The organism is Photobacterium sp. TLY01, assembly GCF_021432065.1.
Taxonomy (GTDB): domain Bacteria; phylum Pseudomonadota; class Gammaproteobacteria; order Enterobacterales; family Vibrionaceae; genus Photobacterium; species Photobacterium halotolerans_A.
This window is the reverse complement of the sequence record NZ_CP090364.1, coordinates 1431903-1449737: the sequence shown is the minus strand read 5'-3', so window position 1 is coordinate 1449737 and position 17835 is coordinate 1431903. Positions and strand designations below refer to the sequence as shown.

The window sequence follows — 17835 nt, the reverse complement described above, 5'->3', positions numbered from 1 at the left end:
AGAACACACACATTTCACGGTTTTCTGAAATTTGTCCGGGTATCTGCGGTCGGTATTTTAAATCGCTTTATCCGGAGACTTTCAGGTGCGCATCACCCCAAAACAGCAATATTCGATCTGGATCCGTCCACTCCTCTGGCTTCAGAGAAAGAACTTTGGCCAACCCCTGAACCCGGCTTTGCTCTGGGGTCGCCGCCCCGTCCTCTTCTATCTGGTTGCGAGTTTTTTTGGCTATCTCGACAGAAAACGTTCCCCTATTTCTGATGTGGTGCGTTCTTTGATTTGCGTCCGTGTTTCGCAACTCAATGATTGTGCATTTTGCATTGATGCCAACGGTATGCGACTGGCACAGCGGTGCCAGTCTGTCGAAAAAATACAATCTCTGTCTGACTGGCAGCAAAGCCCGCTGTTCGACGCACAAGAAAAAGCCGTTCTTGCCTATACAGAAGCCATGACAGTGACCGGCATGAAAGTCACACAGCAAATGCTGGATGATCTGAAACAGTGGTACGACGACGATGCCCTGGTTGAATTAACCGCATTGGTCAGCTTTCAAAACCTTTCTGCAAAATTTAATACTGCGTTAGATGTCCCTTCTCAGGCGTTTTGCACTATTCCTTTAACAAAGGATCACAAACACACTGAGCAAAAAGACCAGCCGTCGCATAGCAATGCAAGCCAACAACAACGCAGATAATCAATGATGAACAATATGAAAAAAACCTTACTGCTGGCATTTATCCTTACCGCCATCGCTGCCTGGTTCGCTTTTGATCTCGGCGATTATTTCACCCTGGAACAGGCGAAGGCCTACCAGTACTCGTTACAGGCAACCATTGCCGCAAATCCTCTGCTCTCCAGCGGACTCTTTTTCCTCATTTATGTTGTTATGACGGCTTTGTCCTTCCCGGGGGCAGCCATCATGACGCTGCTTGGCGCTGCCCTGTTCGGTTTCTGGTGGAGCCTGCTGATCGTCTCATTTGCCAGTTCCATCGGTGCAACACTGGCTTTTCTGACCAGCCGATTCATCTTGCAGGACTGGGTGCAGCGCAAATTTGGCCTGCGTTTGACTGCAATTAACCGGGGGATAGAAAAAGACGGGGCCTTTTACCTCTTTACGCTGCGTCTGATTCCCGTGGTTCCCTTTTTTCTGGTCAACCTGCTGATGGGACTGACCCCGATGCGACCGCGAACATTTTACTGGGTCAGCCAGTTGGGTATGCTGCCGGGAACTGCTGTGTACCTGAATGCAGGCACACAGCTGGGGGAGATTCAGTCGCTGTCCGGACTGATTGCTTTTCCTGTACTGGTGTCTCTGGTTTTGCTGGGACTTTTTCCCTTTCTTGCTAAAGCCGTCATGGCCTTTATTCAACAACGGCGCGTCTATCAAGGCTGGCAGAAGCCTGAGCATTTTGATCAGAACATGGTGGTCATCGGCGCCGGTGCCGGCGGACTGGTCAGCGCCTATATTGCTGCAGCCGTAAAAGCCAAAGTCACGCTGATTGAAAAACACCAGATGGGCGGTGACTGCCTGAATACCGGCTGTGTGCCCTCTAAGGCGCTCATTCGGGCCGCGCATACGCTGCATACCGTGACCCGGGCACCGGAGTTCGGCATTCACAGCCAGCCAGCTCAGGTTGATTTTCCCGCTGTCATGCAACGTATTCACCGCGTGATCAAAGCGATCGAACCGCACGATTCCGTCGAACGCTACACTGAGCTTGGCGTGAACTGCATTCAGGGCGAAGCGCGTATCCTTTCCCCCTGGGAAGTAGAGGTGAACGGCGAGCGCATCACCACACGCAACATCGTGATCGCAACCGGCGCCCGCCCCATGGTTCCGGCGATTGATGGCCTTGAAAAAGTGCGCTATCTGACCTCGGACACCTTGTGGTCCATCACGGAGCAACCCAAAAAGCTGCTTGTGCTGGGTGGCGGTCCGATTGGCTGTGAGCTGGCACAGAGCTTTCAGCGCCTGGGCAGCCAGGTCACTCAGGTGGAAATGACCGATCAACTCTTAGTCCGGGAAGATACAGATGTAGCCAAGCGGGTTCAGGACAGCCTGACCAAAGACGGCGTAGAGATAAAGCTGCAACACAAAGCCGTCAAGTTTAACAGTTCGACGTTAAATTCCGGCGAAACCCTTCAGTATGTCATTCTGGAGGACAACCACGGGCAGCAGCATCAGATTGAATTTGATGCGGTTATCCTGGCATTAGGCCGTGCCGCCAATGTCACAGGTTTTGGTCTGGAAGAGCTGGGCATCACACTGAACGAGCGCAGAACTCTGGACGTGAACGACTACCTGCAAACCCGCTATCCCAATATCTTCGCCGTCGGCGATGTTGCCGGTCCGTTCCAATTGACGCATGCCGCCGCGCACCAGGCTTGGTATGCGGCTGTAAACGGTCTTTTCGGGCAATTGAAGAAATTCAAAGCAGATTACCGTGTCCTGCCCGCAGTCACTTACACCGCACCCGAAGTCGCCCGTGTGGGCATCAATGAGAAAGAAGCACGGGCTCAGGGTATAGATGCAGAAGTCACTTTGTATCAATTGAACGATTTAGATCGCGCAATTGCCGACGGTGAAGACTATGGTTTGATTAAGGTGTTGACGCCAAAAGGGAAAGATACCATCCTCGGTGCCACCATTGTGGGCCATCAGGCTGGTGAACTGCTCGCGGAGTTTACCTTGGCGATGAAACACGGGCTTGGCTTGAATAAAATTCTGGGTACGGTTCACCCTTATCCCACCATGAGTGAAGCCAATAAATACACCGCAGGCGTTTGGAAAAATGCCCATAAACCGGAACGGGTTCTGGCATGGCTGGAGAAATTTCATCGCTGGCGACGGGGTGGCGACAACGGCCAGCAACAAAAATCACAGCGCGAGCATCTGAAGACGCATCTGCAGGAAAGTAAGGATCAGCAATGAAAATGACATGGATAGCACTTGGACTGGCAATCGCAGCAGCGATGCCAGCCCTGGCCAGTGAAGCACAGACGGACACCCCACCCATCACGGAGATGAGCTGGCAAGCGATTGAAGAGCAGGCTCGCGGGCAAACGGTTTTCTTGAATGCCTGGGGCGGCAGCCAGCCCATCAACAGCTATTTACGATGGGTTGCCCGCGAAGTAAAGAGCCGCTATGACATTACGCTCAACCATGTCAAAGTGGCCGACATTGCTGAAACCACGCAACGACTGTTGGCAGAGAAAGCGGCCGGCAAGCAAACCGGCGGCAGTGTCGATATGGTTTGGATCAATGGCGAAAACTTCCGCACCATGAAAACCAATCACTTGCTGGATGGCCCGTTTGTCGCCCAACTACCCAACTGGGAACTGGTCGATAAGCAACTGCCGGTTTATGAGGATTTTACTGAAAGCACAGAAGGCCTCGAAGCCCCCTGGGGAGTCGGACAACTGGTCTTCATTCATGACAGCCAGACCTTAAGCAACCCACCCAATAGTTTTGCAGAACTGTTAAGTCTGGCCGTTGCCTTTCCGGGTAAAGTGACCTATCCGCAGCCGCCTGCATTTCATGGCACCAGTTTTCTGAAAGCCGCACTGATTGAACTGACCAACGCAGCGCCAGCCCTCTATGAACCCATTGATCTGACAACGGAAGAAAAGAAATTCGCCAGCATCACAGCACCACTCTGGAAATATCTGGATCAGCTCCATGCCGTTGCCTGGCAACAGGGAAAACGCTTTCCGGCCAGCTCAACGGAAATGATGCAACTTTTAGACGACAGGCAGCTTCTGGTCGCCATTACGTTTAATCCGAATGAAGCCAAAGCCGCAATCGAGCGCGGCGATCTGCCTGAATCAGCCAAGGCGTTTGCCTTTGAGCAAGGTGCCCTCTCCAACATTCATTTTCTGGCCATTCCCTGGAATGCCAGCGCGAAAGCAGGCGCACGGGTCGTGATTAACTTTCTCATGAGCCCTGAAGCGCAACGCCGGAAAGCAAATATCCAGATCTGGGGTGATCCTGCTGTGCTGACACCTGAAGCGATGGGTGCCGACGAAACGCAAGGTTTTGAGCTGTACCGTGCCATCCCTGAGCCGCATCCGAGCTGGCAAACGGCACTGGAGGCTGCCTGGCAGCAAAGATATGGACACTGAGCGTTTCCTGACTCCCTGTAAACTTATTCCAGACATCTGCTAGGCGAACGTTGCAATATGTTGTATCTGATGTTTCTTGCCACGCTGTTGATCTGCTGTTTGCCGTTGTTACCGGGCCTGTTAGGCATTTTGCTGCCTGCCTTGTCCTGGTTGCCCTTTGCCGGCCTGACGCATCCCGGGCCGCAGGCTTTCTATCAGGCACTCGCCTGGCCCGGTTTGTCTGCATCTGTCCTGCTGACGCTTTCCACAGGCGTCGTCAGTACTGTATTGGCATTAGCATTTACCTTTTTGATCCTGCAGAGGTACTGGGGTTCACACCGCTGGCAGCAGATAGAATCCTGGCTCTCTCCGATGCTGGCGATTCCGCATGTGGCCTTCGCCATTGGCTTTGCTTTCACCTTTTCATCCACAGGGATCATCGCCCGTTTGATCGCAACATTCGGCGGCGACCCCGGTCAGCTCTCTCTGCTGCAAGACCCTTATGGCATAGGGCTCACCCTGGCCCTGGCGATCAAAGAAACCCCGTTTCTGCTCCTCATGAGTATCTCTGTTCTGCAGCAACTGAATGTCGGCCGCTTGCTGGCTGCCGGCAATGGGCTGGGCTACAACCGGGCATCGACATGGCTCAACGTCATACTGCCGCAGTGGCTCCCCAGGATGCGACTGCCCATCTACGCCGTGCTGGCTTATGGCATTTCCGTGGTCGACATGGCCATGATTCTTGGCCCGACCCGCCCGCCAACTTTCGCGGTACTGGTCTGGCAGTGGTTCAATGAACCGGATGTTGCTTTGCTGCCCAGAGCCGCCGTCGGCGCATTCATGCTGCTGATGCTGGGCCTTTGCCTGCTTGCTGTATTTCGCGCACTGGAATGGTTGATTCTGCGAGGCTTTCAGGGCTGGCAATATGCCGGACATCGCAAACAGCGATTGCCCGGACGTTACTTTCACTGGCCGTTAATCGCAGTGCCGCTGCTGGTCATTCCGGTCCTCATGCTCTGGTCCGTGGCACTACGCTGGCGGTTTCCCGATCTGTTACCCAGCCGGTTTAGTGTGCAATTCTGGCAACAGGAAACTGCCGTGTTTACCGAGCTGGCTTCCACCAGCCTGATGCTGGCCGGTATCAGTACCGCAATTGCCCTTTGTCTGGCCATTGGCTGCCTGGAATACCGCGACAAAACCGGAACCGGTATTCCAGGCTGGCTGCTCGCCATGCCCATGGTGCTGCCGCAGGTTTCTTTGCTGTTCGGGATTCAGATCACCACTTACATGATCCCCGGTCAGCACCACCTGCTCTGGGTGATATGGAGCCATGTACTGTTTGTGTTTCCCTACCTGTACCTTGCACTGGATGGCCCGTGGCGCAGCTTTGACCGCCGCTATACCCAAACGGCCAGCAGTCTTGGATTATCTGAGTTACAGGCCTGGTGGCGGGTCAAACGCCCTATGCTGATGCCGGCCATTTGTCTGGCACTGGCCGTAGGCGCCAGTGTCAGTCTGGCTCAGTACCTACCAACCCTCAGTCTGGGAGCCGGCCGGGTCAGCACCCTGACCACGGAAGCCGTTGCGCTCGCCAGCGGGCAGGACAGAAGAGTCAGCGCAATTTACGGACTGCTGCAAGGGCTGGTGCCCTTCATCCTCTTTGCGCTAGCAACCTTCGCCAGCCGTTACTATCAATCAAGAATGACATCCGGAAACTACACAAGGAATGCAAAAGCCAATGTGCTTGTCAGTCAAAAACCTCACTATAAATAATGGACATCAGCGATTGCTCAGTTCACTGACGCTGACGGTTGAGCAGGGACAAGTACTGACGATTATGGGCCCCAGCGGTTGCGGGAAGTCGACGCTGCTGGGTGTGATTGCCGGCCATATTCCGCCCGACTGTCATTATCAGGGTGAAATCAGTCTCAATAACCGATTGCTCAACGCGTCAGCGCCCGATAAACGCCGCATTGGCCTGCTGTTTCAGGATGATCTGCTATTCCCGCACCTGAATGTGTGGCAGAACCTGGCCTTTGGTTTACCGTCCAGTGTGAAAAAACCAGAACGAAAAACCCGTGCCTATGACACCTTAGCGGCGTTAGGCCTGACAGCGCTGGCCTGTCAGTGTCCGAGCCAGATTTCTGGCGGACAACGGGCCAGGATCAGTCTGATGCGCTGCCTGCTGGCAGAGCCGGACGCCATACTGCTGGATGAGCCGTTCAGTAAGCTGGATAAAGATTTACGCAGCCAGTTCCGCGACCTGGTGTTTCAGGAAATCCGGCAACTGAATATCCCAGCGTTAATGGTCACCCATGATCAAGATGATGTGCCACCCGATGGTCAGGTACTGCACTGGCCCGCCCCGCTGGAGGAGGAACCGTCCTATGCTTGATCGCTACGCCATCAAACTCATCAAAGCGCCAGTGGACGGTCTCGGCGTACTGCTGGATAAAACGCCTTTCACCGCCAATCAAATTACGGTGGTCGGATTTGCTATCGGTGTGCTGGCATTGCCTGCGCTCATCTACCAGCAATATTGGCTGGCACTGTGTTTGATCATCCTCAACCGCATTTTTGATGGTTTGGATGGCGCACTGGCCCGACGCAGAGGCATCACAGACTGTGGCGGTTTTCTGGATATCACGCTGGATTTTCTGTTTTATTCCCTGGTGCCCTTTGGTTTCATTCTGGCAGATCCGGTGCAGAATGCAGTTGCCGGTGCATTTTTGATCTTCGCCTTTGTCGGCACTGGTTCAAGCTTTCTGGCTTTTGCCATCATGGCAGGCAAACGCAATATTGATAACCCGGTTTATCAACATAAATCTTTATTTTACTTAGGGGGTTTGACGGAGGGAACAGAAACGATCGCGTGTTTTGTGCTCTTTTGCCTGTTACCGGCACACTTTGCGATCATCGCATGGATTTTCGGATCACTGTGCTGGGTGACCACTGCAACCCGGATCTGGGCTGGCTATCAAACCCTGAAAACACCGGCCGGATAGCACTGGCAGAGAAACATATCAGCAGCAAAAAACGGCAACGCTGATCTCCGCAACTGCCGTTTTTTCACCACTCTTCTAGCTAAAGTTCGGAATTCTCTGATTATGCTTTTCCTGCCGGCTGTGAAATTTATTGATTTCAATATCGATAGCGTCATAGCTGCTGTTCATCAACTCGCCCAGACAGGCCGGTGAATCAGGATTCTGGCTTTGCAGAAAGGCCGCCAGCAGCTTAACGTCATCCGGTCTGGGCCGGTAGCTCAGGTTTGGAAAGGCCTGATAGATGTAATCAATCGCGATTGCCAGCATACCTTCATTCTTTTCTGTCGTTCTCTTCATCATCAACACAGTGTTTTTATTCATATTTCTATGACGTAATGGATTTGACGAAGGGCATCCTAAGCGGTCTGAATGAAAGAATTATGACTCAGCGCAGTCTATAAGAAGATTTTTATCCTTTTGCAGTTTTTTTATACAAACCCCGAGAAGTTCGCTCACCTATAACCCACCACGAGCCTGACTATTTATCTGCGCTATCGCATCCACTCACGATGCAGTTGTTCGCTGTCACCCAGGTACTCGAGCAGCCAGGTCAGTGCCGGGTTAAGACTGGCTTTGTTCCATGCCAGGCAACAGGGGCTGACCGGCGGTGCATGCGGCAGCGTGCGGGTCACCAGTTTGCCTCGTTTCAGCCTGGGTGCAGCCATATGTTCAGGCACGACGCCTATCCCCAGCCCGGCTTCAAGACACTGAAACGCGCTGGACCAGTCCGGCACCATGATGCGGCGCTGATTGTTCATTAACCAGGTTGTGCGCTTGGGCAGTGTCCGTGAAGTGTCTTCCAGGCAGATCGCCGGGTACTTTGCCAATTCTGACTCCTGCAAAGGCAACGGTCTTTCCGTAAGCGGGTGATCCGGCGCCATCACAAACACCCAGTGCAGGTTGCCCATATCGGTGTAATCAAAATCCCCGCTGACCGGAATGGCCGCCGTCGCACCTATCACCAGATCTGCCCGGCCGTCTGCCAGGGCGTCCCACACCCCGTTATACACTTCCATCGTCAAATGCAGCTCAACATCCGGGAACGCCTGATAAAAATCCCGCACCATGGTGCTGACACGGCTTTGTCTGACAACCGTATCCAGTGCCACCGAGACATTTTCAGCCCAGCCATTGGCAACACGCTGCGTCTGCAGCTGAATATGCTCCATTTGCTTGAGCAACTGTCTGGCCTCTTCCACAAAATACTGCCCTGCCGGTGTCAGACTGACCTGCCGATGGTGGCGCTCAAATAAAGTCACAGACAATTTCTCTTCGATTATCCTGACTGTGTAGCTGATTGCGCTGGGTACTTTGTGCAACTCTTCTGCAGCTGCAGAAAAGCTGCCGCGCCTCGCAACCACATCAATTACCTGCAAATCATTGAAAGAAAACATATATCCTGCTATTTCATTTCGCGAGATGTTGAATCAAATTTTTTGAAAGCAATGTTGAAATTTTAGCGTTTCACAGCACAAATCACCACGACTACAATCTGATGACTAAAAAAATTTCTGGTTACAATCAAATGACGACAAAACCGACTTCCGTGACGCTTGCCTGGTTTGCCTTACTGAGCATGCTCGGCTTTCTGGCCACCGACATGTATCTGCCTGCTTTTACCGCGATGCAGGCCGATCTGAATACCTCATCCAGCCTGATCGGCATGACGCTCGGCATTTTCCTGTTAGGCATGGCCATTGGCCAGTTGATCTATGGCCCTCTTTCTGATCGCTTAGGCCGAAAGAAAGTCTTGCTGGGTGCCATGTTGTTGTTCAGTCTTGCCACTCTGGGCTGTGCAATGGCGCCGAATGTGGAAACCCTGCTGGCGTTCCGTTTTCTTCAGGCTCTTGGCGCCTGTAGTGCCACTGTGCTCTGGCAGGCCATCGTCGTTGACCGCTATGAAGGAAAACTTGCCGAGAAAGTGTTCGCAACCATCATGCCTCTGGTGGCCCTTTCACCGGCCCTTGCGCCTTTAGTGGGCGCAGCAATTCAGTCGCATTTTGGCTGGCGTGCCATTTTCCTGAGTCTGATTGCCTTGGGCGCGATTTTAGCCCTGATGACGACCCTGCAGCCTGAAAGTGCCAAAGGTGATAAAAAGCAGGGCAACGTCCTGTCAGAACTGGCAATTAACTATACAAGCCTGCTCAAGTCAAAAAAATTCATGGGTAACATGCTCATTTTTGCGGCCTGTTCTGCGGCATTTTTCGCCTACCTGACCGGTTCACCCTTCATCATGTCTGCGATGGGCTACTCAAGCGAAGATATCGGCCTGAGTTATGTCCCGCAGACGATTGCCTTTTTGGTGGGTGGCTACGGTTGCCGGGCTTTGTTAAGCCGTATGGAAGGTAAAAAACTGTTGCCCTGGCTGCTGAAATTGTTCATCGGCAGTGCGCTGGTCATCCTGCTGGTTACGGTTCAGCATCAACCAGACTCCATCTGGCCTATCTTGGTGCCTTTCTGTTTCATTGCCGTGGCGAACGGTGCGATTTACCCCATTGTGATCAGTAAAGCCCTGGAAGATTTCAAGCACTGCAGCGCTACCGCGGCCGGACTGATGAATTTTCTGCAAACCTTAGGGTGTTTTGCTGCCAGCTCCGTGGTGGCGGCATTTGCTGATCAAGGCCTCAGCATTGTTGCTTTCAGCATTGCCGGAACCTGTGTCTTTGTTTTGATCGGCTTCTCTTTCGTTGTCAGCAGTCAGCGCCAGCAACTGGTTGAAGCACAATCCACGTCAAACTGACCGACGCCATTCCGAGTCAGCTCTTCTATTACAGGCAGCCCTCACGCTGCCTGTATTTTTCATATTGAAAAATATTGTCTATTGTTCAGCGATAAACCAAGAAATTCCTAATACGCATGAATAGCGTGTTATGCATGCCCAGAAAACCGTCACTATACTGTTTTTTAGAGGCTCGGCTCTGTCATGGATGATATATGAAGAGATATGTGATTCGGTTAAAAACGCTGCTGTTGATTCCGCTGCTCTTTATTTTTTTGCTGTGTCTTTTTTTTCTCAACGCCAGTCCGCTGTCCAGCCAGGAACAACGAGAGCCTCCGGTTTCTCAGGCTTCATCACCATTTGATCATCTCACTTTTCTGTCTGACGGATTGCAGTCTCTGGCAGAGCAATGGGAAAGCTTCGACATTTTACACTCAGCCCTGAACTACTTCAGTGTGAATCAGTTCATTTTCAATAACTTACACTCTCAGGAGAAACTTGAAAAGTTCACACTGTTTTCATTGATCTCTTTTGGCTTTCTTCTCGGCTGTCTGGTATTGGCCTGGCATCTGCACAAAATGCTTCGTCATGAAAAGCATCTGAAATCCGAATTGCACGACATGGTCAAAAAATTCAGCCATGTTCTCAAATATGCGCCGGACGGCATGATTTTGCTGAAACGGGACAACACTGTACTCAATATCAATCAGTCCGCTTGCCAGATTTTGAATCTCACTGAAAAGCACGCCGTGCACCAGGACATTACTGCACTGGTGTGTGACCCGGAAGCGAGCAGCAAACTGGCCGAATTGCTCAACCAGGTCCACAGTCATATGGATCAGGGTGATAACCTGCCCGTGAGCCAGCAAATCACGATGAATACGACGCCGGTTCAGCACCTTGAAATCATTGCGAGCGAAACCGCCTACCATGACGGGAATGAGATTTTACTGAATATCAGGGATGTCACTGTCTGGGTGGACCGGGAAGAAAAACTGAAAAGCCTGTCCCGCGCGCTGGAACAAAGTGACGACTCGATTATCATCACCAACGAGAAAGGGATCATCGAGTATGTTAACCACAGCTTTGAAAAGTACAACGAACTCAATGCCAACGAGCTGATCGGCAGTGATGCCGCGCACCTGATTCTGACTGCCCTGCAAAATCCTGCAGAGCTGGCAAAATTGCAGCAGCAACTGGTCAAAGGCCAGACGGTCAACCGTATCATCTCACACCGAAAAAAAGACAACAGCCTGGTGTATATGGAGAAGCGTATTTCCCCTATCCGCAATAACCTGGGAAAAATCAGCCATTACATCACGACAGGCAAAGATATTACCGACAGAGTGTTATTTGAAAGCAAACTCAAACAGCTGGCGCATTTTGACATACTCACCCAGTTGCCAAACCGGCTGATGCTTCAACAGCAGATCGATCACCTGCTGCAGCAATCGCCCTGTCCGGTCATGGGTCTGCTGACCCTGAATCTGGACCGCTTCAAGCAAATCAACGATTCTCTGGGTCACGACACAGGCGATCAGGTGCTGTTAGGAGTCAGTGAACGGCTGCAGGCGATTCTGCGTGAAAATGATATGCTGGCAAGATTAGGCAGTGATGAATTTGCCATTCTGGTGGTCTCTGATAACCGGCTACCGGCTTTGGAACAATTAGCCGAGCGTATCCTTCGTCATCTCAGCGAACCCATGACACTGGGCAGCAAAGAAGTCGTGGTCGGTGCAAGTATTGGTATCACATACAGCGACAGCAGCCACTCGACCAGCGAAACCCTGCTCAGACAAGCAGACATTGCACTCTACAAAGCGAAAGACAACAGACAGCAACAGCAATACCGGGTGTATAACAGACGAATGGGGGCCAACAGTGTCAAGCGCCTGGAGATGGAAGCTCAGCTCAGGCAAAGCTGCGGCACAGAACGTTATCAGTATTACTACCAGGGCAGGTTTGACTCACAAACCCGTGAGCTCAGCGGTGTGGAAGCGCTGCTGCGCTGGGTTGATGATGAAAACCGCATTCAGTCACCAACTGAATTCATCCCGATTCTGGAAACCACAGGCCTGATTATTGAGGTCGGTGAACATCTGATTCAACAGGCTTGCAAACAATTACGCCAATGGCAGCTGCAAGGCCACTGGCTGCATTTTGCCCTGAATATCTCAGCCCGGCAGTTACTTAATTCCGATATTGTCAGTACTGTCAGCAAAGCCATACAGAGCAGCCAGTGTGATCCCAGTTTTTTAGAGCTGGAAATCACAGAGAGTGTCGTGATGTCAGACGTAAAACTGGCACTCAGTAAATTGCGCCAGCTCAATGCGCTGGGGGTCAGAATAGCCATTGATGATTTCGGTACTGGCTATTCCTCTCTGGCCTACCTCAGCCGATTTCCGATTCAGATACTCAAAGTTGATCGCGAGTTTGTCCGTGATTTACCCCTCAATAAAGAATCTGTCACCATCACGAACGCGATTGTTGAACTGGCCCATAATCTTAATATTGATGTGGTGGCAGAAGGTGTGGAAACCAAAGGACAGGCAGATTTTCTGGCGAGCATCGGTGTAGAAGAATTTCAGGGATTTCTGTACTGTAAACCCCTGCCGCTTTCGGAGTTTGAGACAAGATTTTTACAGCCAGTCCGGAACAGAAAAGAACAGTCGACTTACTGATTCAGCTTGCCGGGTCTGTAAGCTTTCACTTCTGCCAAGAGCCAATTACAATACACTCAGTGTCGGCGAGGATAGAAACATGGATTTTAACGATTATCTGGAAACAGTGCTGAAGCAACGCCAGCAACAGGCCAGTAAGCCGGTTCAGAACAAACAGCAACCAGCCTGGCTGCAACAGCGCATGGAAGACAAAACCAGCCAGAGTACGGCGCGTGACGCAATAGCCAAAGCTCAGGAAGATGCTTCAGTGCGCGCCGAGCAAGAAACCAAAGCACCTCATGTCAGGATTAATGGCCGTTACATGTCACAGGAAGAAGCGCAGACTCAGGCTAAATTGCACACTCAGGCAACACCTGCCAATGCCGACAGAATCGCCTATATTGAGTCACTCAAAAAAACGTTACGCGCCAAAAAGTATCAGTAATCACCCGCTCACTGTTCGCCTGCCTCACACTGCATGTGACAACGTCACTGTGCATTTTGTGCCTTTCATCTGATTTTCAGCCTCAGTGAGGTTGAAAATGACCTCATTCGACTATGCTTAAACGAGCAAACATTTTTAACTGCAAGGGATGCGCTGGCTAGCAGTATTCTCTGACCAATATGCAAGTAGTTGAACCTTTATAAGAACAATGACGAAAATGCAGGGCTTTCATTCACTAAGATTTACGGAGTGACAGACATGTTAGGTGAAAATCACGCACTCTTCATTGAGTTCCCCGAAATGCAGGACAAAATTAAAGAGCTGAAGACCAGCGACGAAAGCTTCAAGGCCATGTCAGACAGATACCATCAACTGGACCACAGAATACGGGGATTGGAATGCAGCAATATTCCCACCGAAGATCACCACTTCACCCAACTGAAAATGGAACGGTTGCAGCTGAAAGATAAAATTTACAACATACTCATGAACTGATGTTGTCTGCTTTTTACTGACTCCACCCTTTGCTGCAGCGGGGGTGGAGACTCTTCCTCATCGACGCCTCACCAGCACCACACAAGCCATTTGTAACAAAACGTTTCCTCCCGGTATTTTCTTAACATTTATTGATAGAATCCGCGCCCTCAACAACAAATACATCTTTTTTTGATTCACACCAAGAAAAGTTTAGTAAAGCAGTTGCCGTTCGGCATTAGAGAGACCTATGAAAAGATTTGATCGCGCCAAGCAAATCCTGCTGGCAGGGTTCTGTATTAACTTATGTATGGGCATTTTGTATGCCTGGAGTGTATTTAAGAAAGCCTTAGTGGTGGATCTTGGCTGGTCAAACGCCGATGCATCACTGCCTTATACCGTTGCTATCATTACCTTTTCTCTCTCTTTGTTACTGGCCGGTATTCTTCAGGATAAAATCGGTCCGCGTAAAGTGTTGCTGCTTGGCACAACCATGGTCGGCCTGGGCATGATCGTATCCAGCTTTGCCACCACGCCACTGCTGCTGGTACTGACTTTCGGGGTACTGACCGGTTGCGGAATCGGCTTTGGCTATGCCTGTTTAAGCCCTTCAGCAATGAAATGGTTCCACCCGTCGAAGAAAGGTATGGTGAACGGCCTGATTGCGGCCGGTTTTGGCCTGGCTGCTGTATATCTGGCGCCGCTGACATCATCCCTGATTGCTGATTACGGTATTAACCAGAGCTTCCTGATCCTTGGTATCGCTGTGCTGCTGATTGCTGTGCCTCTGGCCTGCACCATTAACAACCCACCGGAAGGTTACCAGCCAGAGGCGCCCTCTGCAGAAGCAACCTCAGCCACGTCGGCACCGGCGATTCATATGGGCTGGCGTGACATGGTAAAAACACCCCAGTTTTACTCCTTGTGGGTAATGTACGCTTTTGCCTCCGCGGCCGGTTTGATGATTATCGGCAATATTACCTCGATTGCCGCGGCTCAGGCCGACCTGTCTGATGCGGCGTTTCTGGTGGTGATTCTGGCTGTGTTCAACTCGGGTGGCCGTATCGCGGCCGGTATGCTGTCCGATAAAATCGGCGGTGTGAAAACCCTGATGATTGCCTTTATCATGCAAGCCATCAACATGGTGATGTTCGCCACTTTCGACAACGAGTTCAGCCTGATGGTCGGCGCTGCCGTCGCCGGGGTTGGCTATGGTACTCTGCTTGCCGTTTTCCCATCGATCACCGCCGATTTTTACGGCCTGAAGAATTACGGGGCGAACTATGGCGTGCTCTACACGGCCTGGGGTGTCAGTGGCTTCATTGGCCCTGTCGTCGCCGCCGTGGCCGTCGATATGACCGGCACCTACACGCTGGCCTATTCCGTGTGTTCTGGCATGCTGGCAGTCGCTGTACTGCTGTCGTTCATCACCAAGCCTGTCAGCGGACAAGTGGCTCAGCAGAAGGTGGCGCCAACAGCCGTATAAAGGTCCGTCTGACTCTTCTTGAAAAGCACAGCCGGCTGGCTGTGCTTTTTTTGTTTATTTACTGAAGACAAAACGGCTGAGCGAGACGGGACAGACAAAAAAAACCCGGCATCCAAAGGGGCCGGGCAAACAAATAGTGGTGAAAATGTTCCTAATGGGAACAGGATATGCGCTATTAGCGTACCGCTATGGAAAACTGTGCGATTGGCTTAACAACAGTTTTCACGGGTACTCAGGTAGCAAATTAATAAGGCGTCCAATTTTTCACAAAGATTAAACATTTATCCCTGTTACTAACAAATAAATCATTAAATCTTTTTCAGTTTGCTTCTGGCATTGATCAAATCTTCAATGAACTTCTGCTCTTTCTTGGCCTGCTCATAACGCTGCCTGGCTTGCCAGCGCTCCATCACAGTTTCCAGTCCCTTCACCTTGACCTGGCTTTGCTCCAGTGCTTTCTTCGTGCGCTGGCTTTCTGCGTGCATCAGTGCCATTTCATGCTGCTGATGGGAAATCAGGCGGCTGAGCATGGCATTCACCTGCGTGGTGTTCTGTAGTGCCAGTGCATTCAACCCGGCACTACCTTCTTGCTGACAGCCCGATTTCAGCCCTGCCAGCGCCTGAAGTTGCCGGGCAAAAAAGCCAACCTGATCCTGCTGACGCGCAAAATGCTGTCCGTGCCTGTCACGCTGCTGCTCAGCAATTTGCTGAAGCTGGCTTACGGCTTTCAGTCTGCCCTTCATTAAACCGTCTCCTAACCTGACTGCGTTTGCGTAAACAACTCAGCGAGCCGGACCAGCGATTGCTGGTAGTCAGTCACTTCATCAACCTGCTGAACCAGAAAATCTTTGAGCTGCGGAAACACCTGAACGGACAGATCCAGTTCGGCGTCCTGTCCGGGCTGATACCCGCCTAATGGCAACAACTCTTTGACTTGCAGATAGTTGGCATTGAGTTGCCTGAAACGGTTAGCCACCGTGACATGAGAATTTTCGGTACAACTGCTCATACAACGGCTGATCGAGGCATTAATATCGATTGCCGGATAATGCCCCTGCTCGGCCAGCGTTCGGGACAACACCACATGGCCATCGAGAATGGCACGGGCAGAGTCCACTACCGGATCCTGCTGATCGTCACCATCTGCCAGTACGGTGTAAATTGCCGTCAGGCTGCCGTCCGGGTGCTCACCGTTACCGGCGCGTTCAAGCAGTTGAGGTAACTGGCTGAACACAGACGGCGGATAGCCGCGAGAAGCCGGCGGCTCACCCAGCGATAACGCAATTTCACGCTGCGCCATGGCGTAACGAGTTAATGAGTCCATCAACAGCAGGACATCTTTGCCTTTATCGCGATAATACTCCGCGACGCGATGGCACAGTTTCGTGGCTCGCAGACGCATGAGCGGAGATTCATCTGCCGGCGCGGCAATCACCACTGCCCGCCGCATGCCTTCTGAGCCGAGATTGCGTTCAATAAACTCCCGGACTTCCCGGCCACGTTCGCCAATCAGGCCCACCACAACAATATCGGCCTTGGTGTTTTTGGTGATCATGCCCATGAGGACACTCTTACCCACACCACTGCCTGCCATTAAACCGATACGCTGGCCTTTGCCCAGGGTCAGCAATCCGTTGATGGCACGAATACCCACATCCAGTGGTGTATCGACCAGACGACGTTTTAACGGATTGATTGGAGAAGGGTTCAGTGAGACTTTCTCTCCGCCTTTGAGCGGCCCCAGATCGTCAAATGGCTCGCCAAGACCGTTCACGACCCTGCCAAGCCAGTGATCACCGAGCGCGACTGTGCTGTCTCCGTCCAGCGGGACCACTTTTGCGCCGGCGTAAAGTCCGCCTAATTGCCTCACAGGCATCAAATACGCCACATCGCGGTCAAAACCCACCACCTGGGCTTCAATGGCTTCGCCATCATCGGTTTCAACCAGACAACGCTGTTCCAGTCTGAACTTACAGCCAACGGCCTGAAGCATCAGGCCGTTCACTTTCACCAATCGCCCGGTGACCCGGGCAATCGGAATGGATGACATGGAGGCAATCGCATCATTCAAACGCTCATGAAATGCGCCGTCACTCACTGAGACTCTCCGCCGTTGCTGCTGTTACTGAATGACTGGTTTCAGTCGCTGGCGGCTGCTGCACTGGATTCTCCAGCAAATGCTCGCGCAGCGTTTCCATACAGGCTTCCAGTCTGGCATCACTGCTGGCATCGGCTTCTGCATGATCTGTAACCAGCTGAACACCGCCGATGGGCATCTCTTTGTTCGCAACCAGCTTCCAGCTCGGGTGCAGGGTCGGGTTGAGATTGGTAATACGCTCAAGATCCTGCGGATTGAGGTGGATCACCACCTTATCGCTGCTCCCCGGCATGCTATCCAAGGTTTCTTCCACCAGCGCCAGAATCTGTTGCGGCATCAGTGTGAGTTCGGCACGAATCACCTGCTGGGCAACTTTCTGCACCAGAGAACAAATCTGCTCGCGCTGGGCATGTTCCCGCTCATCCTGCCATTGCTGAATCTGTGCCTGCAGTGCCTGAACCGGCGCAATCACAGACTCATACTTTTCACGGCCCTGGCTTTCGCCCTTGGTATACCCCTGCTGAAAACCGTCCTGCTGACCTAAGGTAAAACCTTGCTGACGTCCCTGCTCAACCCCCTGACGCAGGCCTTCTTCATGGCCCCGCTGCAAGCCTTGCTGAAACCCCTCTTCCAATTGTTTCTGCAACGCAGCCTGATGTTCTTTGGTATTGAATTCCGGCTGCGCAACATAACTGTCAGCATCCTGTGACACACCCTCATGCTGTACAACTGGCTTTACCATGGGCGGAAAGCGGTGTGAGCGGTATTCACCAGGATTCAGCTGCATCACTTTGACTGAACGCAT

At 51.9% G+C, this 17835-nt stretch carries 16 protein-coding genes; 11 read left to right on the top strand and 5 right to left on the bottom strand.

Going from position 1 to position 17835, the window contains the following annotated elements:
• Positions 1 to 85: 85 nt before the first annotated feature.
• From LN341_RS07130 to LN341_RS07105, 6 genes are read left to right on the top strand one after another with little or no spacing between them, the layout of a single operon-like run.
• A complete protein-coding gene (locus tag LN341_RS07130; protein ID WP_046220709.1) occupies positions 86 to 697 on the top strand; it encodes a carboxymuconolactone decarboxylase family protein in 612 nt (203 codons plus the stop codon).
• A 15-nt stretch (positions 698 to 712) separates the two neighbouring features.
• Entirely contained in the window at positions 713 to 2935 is a 2223-nt protein-coding gene (locus tag LN341_RS07125; RefSeq protein ID WP_370643714.1) for an FAD-dependent oxidoreductase, read from the top strand.
• Entirely contained in the window at positions 2932 to 4125 is a 1194-nt protein-coding gene (locus LN341_RS07120) for an ABC transporter substrate-binding protein (RefSeq protein ID WP_370643713.1), read from the top strand. The genes LN341_RS07125 and LN341_RS07120 overlap by 4 nt, the downstream gene beginning before the upstream one ends.
• A gap of 57 nt (positions 4126 to 4182) precedes the next feature.
• Positions 4183 to 5877: an ABC transporter permease gene (locus tag LN341_RS07115; protein ID WP_234204545.1), complete on the top strand. Its 1695-nt coding sequence runs from the start codon at positions 4183 to 4185 to the stop codon at positions 5875 to 5877.
• A complete protein-coding gene (locus LN341_RS07110; protein WP_234204946.1) occupies positions 5843 to 6499 on the top strand; it encodes an ATP-binding cassette domain-containing protein in 657 nt (218 codons plus the stop codon). Before LN341_RS07115 ends, LN341_RS07110 begins: the two co-directional genes overlap by 35 nt.
• Positions 6492 to 7109 (top strand): CDP-alcohol phosphatidyltransferase family protein, encoded by a 618-nt coding sequence (locus tag LN341_RS07105; RefSeq protein WP_234204543.1) that lies wholly within the window; start codon positions 6492 to 6494, stop codon positions 7107 to 7109. Before LN341_RS07110 ends, LN341_RS07105 begins: the two co-directional genes overlap by 8 nt.
• Before the next feature lie 75 nt (positions 7110 to 7184).
• Here the strand turns inward: LN341_RS07105 and LN341_RS07100 are convergent, their stop codons facing one another.
• Together LN341_RS07100 and punR are read right to left on the bottom strand one after the other, a co-directional pair.
• Entirely contained in the window at positions 7185 to 7469 is a 285-nt protein-coding gene (locus tag LN341_RS07100; protein WP_120510707.1) for a hypothetical protein, read from the bottom strand.
• Between the two features lie 170 nt (positions 7470 to 7639).
• On the bottom strand, positions 7640 to 8542 hold the full coding sequence (punR, locus tag LN341_RS07095) for a DNA-binding transcriptional activator PunR (protein WP_234204541.1): 903 nt from the start codon (positions 8540 to 8542) through the stop codon (positions 7640 to 7642).
• A 131-nt stretch (positions 8543 to 8673) separates the two neighbouring features.
• Here punR and punC point away from each other — a divergent pair, with 131 nt between their 5' ends.
• From punC to LN341_RS07070, 5 genes are all read left to right on the top strand, one after another.
• Complete coding sequence (gene punC, locus LN341_RS07090) at positions 8674 to 9888, top strand: purine nucleoside transporter PunC (protein WP_234204539.1); 1215 nt, start codon at positions 8674 to 8676, stop codon at positions 9886 to 9888.
• A gap of 194 nt (positions 9889 to 10082) precedes the next feature.
• Positions 10083 to 12548 (top strand): bifunctional diguanylate cyclase/phosphodiesterase, encoded by a 2466-nt coding sequence (locus LN341_RS07085; protein ID WP_234204536.1) that lies wholly within the window; start codon positions 10083 to 10085, stop codon positions 12546 to 12548.
• Between the two features lie 79 nt (positions 12549 to 12627).
• A complete protein-coding gene (locus LN341_RS07080; RefSeq protein ID WP_234204534.1) occupies positions 12628 to 12972 on the top strand; it encodes a hypothetical protein in 345 nt (114 codons plus the stop codon).
• Between the two features lie 258 nt (positions 12973 to 13230).
• The gene (locus LN341_RS07075) at positions 13231 to 13467 is read left to right on the top strand and encodes a YdcH family protein (protein ID WP_046220716.1); all 237 of its coding nucleotides are present in this window, start codon (positions 13231 to 13233) and stop codon (positions 13465 to 13467) included.
• Between the two features lie 229 nt (positions 13468 to 13696).
• Positions 13697 to 14932, top strand: a complete 1236-nt coding sequence (locus tag LN341_RS07070) for an OFA family MFS transporter (protein ID WP_234204532.1) — start codon at positions 13697 to 13699, stop codon at positions 14930 to 14932.
• 308 nt (positions 14933 to 15240) lie between these two features.
• On the opposite strand, the gene fliJ is transcribed toward LN341_RS07070, so the two are convergent.
• From fliJ to fliH, 3 genes are read right to left on the bottom strand one after another with little or no spacing between them, the layout of a single operon-like run.
• Positions 15241 to 15675, bottom strand: coding sequence for a flagellar export protein FliJ (fliJ, locus tag LN341_RS07065; protein WP_046220718.1), 435 nt, complete (start codon positions 15673 to 15675; stop codon positions 15241 to 15243).
• Positions 15676 to 15686: 11 nt separating this feature from the next.
• On the bottom strand, positions 15687 to 16982 hold the full coding sequence (gene fliI / locus LN341_RS07060; RefSeq protein ID WP_046220774.1) for a flagellar protein export ATPase FliI: 1296 nt from the start codon (positions 16980 to 16982) through the stop codon (positions 15687 to 15689).
• 40 nt (positions 16983 to 17022) lie between these two features.
• Entirely contained in the window at positions 17023 to 17835 is an 813-nt protein-coding gene (gene fliH / locus LN341_RS07055) for a flagellar assembly protein FliH (RefSeq protein WP_234204530.1), read from the bottom strand.